Annotated in this window: 1 protein-coding gene; it reads left to right on the top strand. The window is 51.1% G+C overall.

Annotation, left to right across the window (positions count from 1 at the left end; translation table 11 throughout):
• On the top strand, positions 1-1,164 hold a 1,164-nt coding region (locus B5D32_RS14685), incomplete at its 5' end, for a tyrosine-type recombinase/integrase (RefSeq protein WP_078785685.1).
• Between the last annotated feature and the right edge of the window lie 235 nt (positions 1,165-1,399).

Here is a 1,399-nt window from a genome sequence, read left to right as displayed (position 1 = left end):
GACACCGTCAAGCAATCTACTTACGCCAGCTACCGCAGTTATCTCAACAAGCACTTTTGTGTACTGGGAAAGATTTTATTAAAGAAATTAGAACCGCACACCTTACAGGAATTTTACAACTACAAATTCCGCGAGGAAGGCTTATCCCCCAAGACCTTGCGCAACTACCACATGGCATTGCATAAGTGCTTACAGCAAGCTGTAAAAGAGCGTCTGCTGATTTACAACCCCTGCGATGCCGTGACCTTGCCCAGCGGAGAAAAGCCCGAAATCGTAGTTTTTACCAACGACCAGCAGCGGGCGCTGGTGCAAGCCAGCTACCGCCACCGCTACGGCGTGTTTATCCGCTTAGACTTGTGTACAGGATTACGCATGGGGGAATTGCTGGCACTAAAGTGGGAAGACATTGATTTCAGTACCGCCCAACTTCACGTCAGGCGTACCATTAACCGCCTTGCCAAGTATGAAGCCAACGACGGAGAGAACAAAACCAAAATCGTATTCGGCACACCCAAAACGAAAAACTCCCGCCGCACGATTCCGCTGACCCGCACAATAGCAGACGAGCTTGCCTGTTGGAAACAGCAGCAGGCGCAGGACAAGCAGCGGGCAGGGGATAAGTACACCAATGACGGCTTCATCGTTACCAACGAGTTTGGACACTACTTTGAGCAGAAAACCTTCAAGGATTACTACGACCGATTGTTGAAGGATGCCGACATCGGGCACTTTACCTTCCACGCCCTGCGCCACACCTTCGCCACCCGTGCGCTGGAGCGCGGCATGGACTATAAGACCCTGTCAGCCATCCTCGGTCATTATTCCGTTGCGTTCACAATGGATACTTACGTCCACAGCATGGACGAACACAAACGGCGCGAAATGGATAAGATGGACGATATGTTCGGGATGCAGTACAGTATCTCCGTAGAGAACCGGCCTTATCCGGTGCTTTGCACACTCTCGGCAGACGGCTGCACCGCCCATGTTCCCGACTTCCCAAAAATCGTCATCACTGCATCAACATTAGACGCCGCCCTGCTGGAAGTCAAGCAGCAAATCCAAAAAGCCCTGCGCCAGTACAAGAACCCGCCCATTCCCACCAAACAGGAACAGATCGTCGTGCCAAACAACAGCGTGTTGGTACTCGTCAAAGCGAGCTGACTACACTAATCGCTCCTATTTTTACCTGCCAACTCCGCAAAATTTATCCACAAAAAGCGCCCGGGCGGTTGAAAATCTCAACCGCTCGGGCGCAGTCATTTTTCCGTTTTGGGGTCATTTTGGGGTCAAAGTTACCGGCCTGTTACCACTTTTGCCATAAGGTAGAAAAAAGCTCGTTGAAACTTGTCGTTTCAACGAGCTTTTGTTGGTTGCGGAGACAGGACTTGAACCTGCG

Origin of the sequence: Gemmiger formicilis (assembly GCF_900167555.1) — a bacterium.
In the GTDB taxonomy this organism is placed as follows: Bacteria; Bacillota; Clostridia; order Oscillospirales; family Ruminococcaceae; genus Gemmiger; species Gemmiger formicilis.
The sequence above is the reverse complement of the archived record's forward strand: the minus strand, read 5'-3'. Positions and strand labels throughout refer to the sequence as shown.